Raw genomic sequence first — 3,223 nt, 5'->3', positions numbered from 1 at the left:
TCGTCATGCGCGACGTCTACCTCCCGCACACCCTTACGGTGTGATCCGATTGCCTGGATCAGCTGGGAGAGCCCACCCCCGGTGAGGAACGCGAGCACGGCTGCGATCATGGCGTTCTCATTCGTCATCCCTCACTGCCTCTCGCATTTCCACGACCCGCCTGGCCGACATGTCGATCAGGGACAGCTGGATGCAGCGCGAGAGAATCAGCCCGACGAGCGCGGTGATGATGAGGGCACGGGGCGCGTGCCCAAGACCGTCCCGCGCCACCGCCTCCCAGGACAGGACGGAGTAAACCGACAGGCCCATGGCGGCAATCCATCCGGGCAGCCACTCCCACCGGTAGCGGCGAAGCAACACCCCGGCGGCCATCGCCACCCCAGAAAGGGCGCACGCCCCACCCCACACGAACGTCAGCAGCGCGCCCGTGTGCGAGTAGGAGGTGGGCGGGTTGATGATGACGACAGCACCCGCAGCGGCGAGCAGCATGTACGCTGCGGCCCGCGCCACAGTCCATAGCGGGCTCGGCGGGACCGGATACGGTGAGCTAAGCATCGCCGATCACCCCTTGACGGTGATGTCGAGCTGCTCCGCCACATCCTCGGCGCTCACTCGCGCTGATGCCTCCGCCGCCGCGGTAGCGATTGCCTGCACCTGCTCATCGGTGAGGCCCTGCGCACGGCCGGTTTCCTGCACCGCCTCCAGCACCGCAGCACGGGACGTGGCGATCCCGGCCTTGATCTGCCGCAGGTCCTCGGCGTACCAGGCCCGCATCCGGCGCAGCGTCGACTGCTGTCCCTTCCACTTCCCCTCTAGCGCAACAGGCGCGTCAAGGATCATGTCGGGTAGGTCGTTTCGGAATCGCCGGAGCGCGGAGACGAGTTCACCGTCGGTGCGCTTGCCCTTGACGCCGGGTTCGATGCTGCGCTTGATGGTGCGGATGTCTCGTGCGATGTCGTCAATCTTGGCCATGATTCCCTTCAGTTCCTTTCGTGTGGCGGGGCCGGGCTTTCCGTCCACCGGGGTGATGCCGAAGTCCTGCTGCGCGGCCTTAGTTGCAGCCGCCGTGCGGGGGCCGTATTTCCCGTCGACCGGACCGGAGTTATAGCCCAGGGCCTTGAGTCGCCGCTGCGTCTCGTCCACGTCCGCGAATCGCGGGCCGGACACCTTCGCAGCAGCCGCCGATGTGGAGCTGCGACCCCAGCGGGGCCGGATCACGTAGCGAACCTGCGACGGACGGCGCACGCGCCGGTGCACTCCACCGCCGTTCCCCTGCGACCCGGCGCTTCCCGGCGAGGTGTTCCCCTCGATGGTCTGGTAGTTCCCGGAGGGGAGCACTCGCTCGCAGATGCCCACGTGATTCGTGGACGCGGTGCGCCAGTTCCAGTCGAACACCAGCACGTCACCGGGTCGGGGCGGCTTCGGCACGCGGCCACCCTTCGAGGCGCGGTAGTCCGTGTTGTAGGACGCCCCGGCGGGGAGGATGTCCAGCAGCCCCTCCTTCCAGAAGCACCAGGTCACGAAGATGTCGCAGTAGCTGATGCCGTTCGCCAGGAGCCACGTGTCTCGCGGCCAGAGCGCGGGCTGGGTCTCGCGCGCGTACTTCGTGCCCCGCTTCGGATCGGTCCACCGGCTGTAGCCGATTTCTCCGGCTGCGCGGCGCAGGATGCGTGCCTGGGGTGATGCAGTCACTCGTCGTCCTCCTCGTGGTCGACCGGCTCCGGGTCCTCCACGTCAGGGATCAGAGAGCCAGACGAGTCCGGGAGAGTGACCCCCTCGGGGATCTCGGGGATGTCGTCGTGGGTCTGCTGGCCTTCGGTCATGGGGTGCCTCCTTTTGGGCATAGAAAAAGCCCCCACAATCAAGGTGAGGGGGCTTAGGGTGTGTGAGGGCTAGTCGCCGGACGGTTCTTCCTGCTCGTCAAGCTGGGCCTTGTATGCGTCACGCTGCGCCTCAGCGAGGACGGCTCGCTGCGTCAACGCGGCAATCTCGGCGTTGTAGCGGGCGATAATGTCGTCGATGGTGATGTTCATGCTGCTCCTGTCAGTTGACGAGGTAGGAGAAGGGCGAGAGGTGCATGTAGATGCCCTTCGCGGATTGATCTATCCAGACCTCGATTTTCCCGCTGGAGGCGTGGATCTTGCCGAGTACGGTCCTCCCGCTAGAGGTCGGGAGCGCCCGAAGCTGGTCTCCCTTCGACGGGCGAGCCTTCGTGGGGGCGTAGCCGATGGTCGTCCATCCGGCAGAAAGGGTGCCGGTGTGCTTCAGCACCCCGTCCCAGTGGCACACGCCCAGCGTGATCGTGTACTGCGGATCATTAGAGCCGTCCACCACCCACCCCGAGGGTACGGAGAATGGGTTCGGATCCTGCTGCGGATTCAGGTTGTAGTGATCCCAGTACCCAGAGCCATCATCCCTCTTCACTTTTACCCAGACGCCACCCGAGTCCACAGACAGGACGCGCCCGCGCCCGTCAGACCCCTCGGACCGCAGGTACGCCTCACGGCCATTCGAGCGAATCAGCGACATAAAGCCGCCCCCCGGGGCGCGAGTCTCAACGGTGGCACTACTGTTGTTCACGACAACGGCCCCAGAGGAGCCGTCCGCCGCAAGCGCCTTGACGTGAGCCGAGTTGGGGTTGGCCATAATCTGCCCCAGAGCACCACCTCCGGGGTTGGCGGAGATCGCCGCGGTATCTTCCCAGGCGATAACGTCGGAACGCCGACCGTCCTTCTGGTAGGTCATCGACACCGCGACCGGGGAGTAGATCGAGAACGCCCGGCCTCCTGACGAGCTGCGCCCGCCGGTAATAACGAGACCGTTTGGGGTGGGTCCCAAGCCGGGCGGCGATACTAATCCGCTCATGTCGCGCGGGGTGACTCTAATGCCGGAGTGGGTCTCGCGGTTGCCCGGATCGACATAGCCATCGTCCGACAGCATGACCTGCCCGGCACCCCTATCGGAGGTGACGATCTTCCCGCCCTCGACAACGGTGCCGTAAAGATGCTCGCCCGAAATCTTCGAGGCCAGCAGATCGCCCGTCACGTTCACGTTCTCGAAATCCACCGTCCCCGTGAACACACCATCTTTGCCGACCAGCTTGCCCTGGACGTTGATATCGTCCACAACCGTCTGGCCGATCAGCCTCGATCTTTCATGGTGCTGCTGAGCGGCGGTGTCCGGCGTCGTTGCCGGTGTGCGCGAGCTGATTGTGGCATGAGGG

General features: G+C 65.4%; 5 protein-coding genes. All 5 read right to left on the bottom strand.

All coding sequences use genetic code 11. The features are described from left to right. Positions 1-117 precede the first annotated feature (117 nt). Positions 118-489 (bottom strand): hypothetical protein, encoded by a 372-nt coding sequence (locus CJ197_RS00015; RefSeq protein WP_102234741.1) that lies wholly within the window; start codon positions 487-489, stop codon positions 118-120. Between the two features lie 72 nt (positions 490-561). Next, positions 562-1,692: a peptidoglycan-binding protein gene (locus tag CJ197_RS00010; RefSeq protein WP_102234740.1), complete on the bottom strand. Its 1,131-nt coding sequence runs from the start codon at positions 1,690-1,692 to the stop codon at positions 562-564. After that, positions 1,689-1,823, bottom strand: coding sequence for a hypothetical protein (locus tag CJ197_RS15730; protein ID WP_255407858.1), 135 nt, complete (start codon positions 1,821-1,823; stop codon positions 1,689-1,691). The genes CJ197_RS00010 and CJ197_RS15730 overlap by 4 nt, the downstream gene beginning before the upstream one ends. Positions 1,824-1,892: 69 nt before the next feature. Next, positions 1,893-2,033, bottom strand: coding sequence for a hypothetical protein (locus CJ197_RS15025; protein ID WP_158239306.1), 141 nt, complete (start codon positions 2,031-2,033; stop codon positions 1,893-1,895). A gap of 10 nt (positions 2,034-2,043) precedes the next feature. Further along, positions 2,044-3,223 (bottom strand): hypothetical protein (locus CJ197_RS15020; protein WP_158239305.1); only part of this gene is annotated, 1,180 nt, incomplete at its 5' end.

Origin of the sequence: Brachybacterium sp. UMB0905, assembly GCF_002871795.1 — a bacterium.
Classification (GTDB): domain Bacteria; phylum Actinomycetota; class Actinomycetes; order Actinomycetales; family Dermabacteraceae; genus Brachybacterium.
This window is presented reverse-complemented; position numbering and strand designations above follow the sequence as displayed.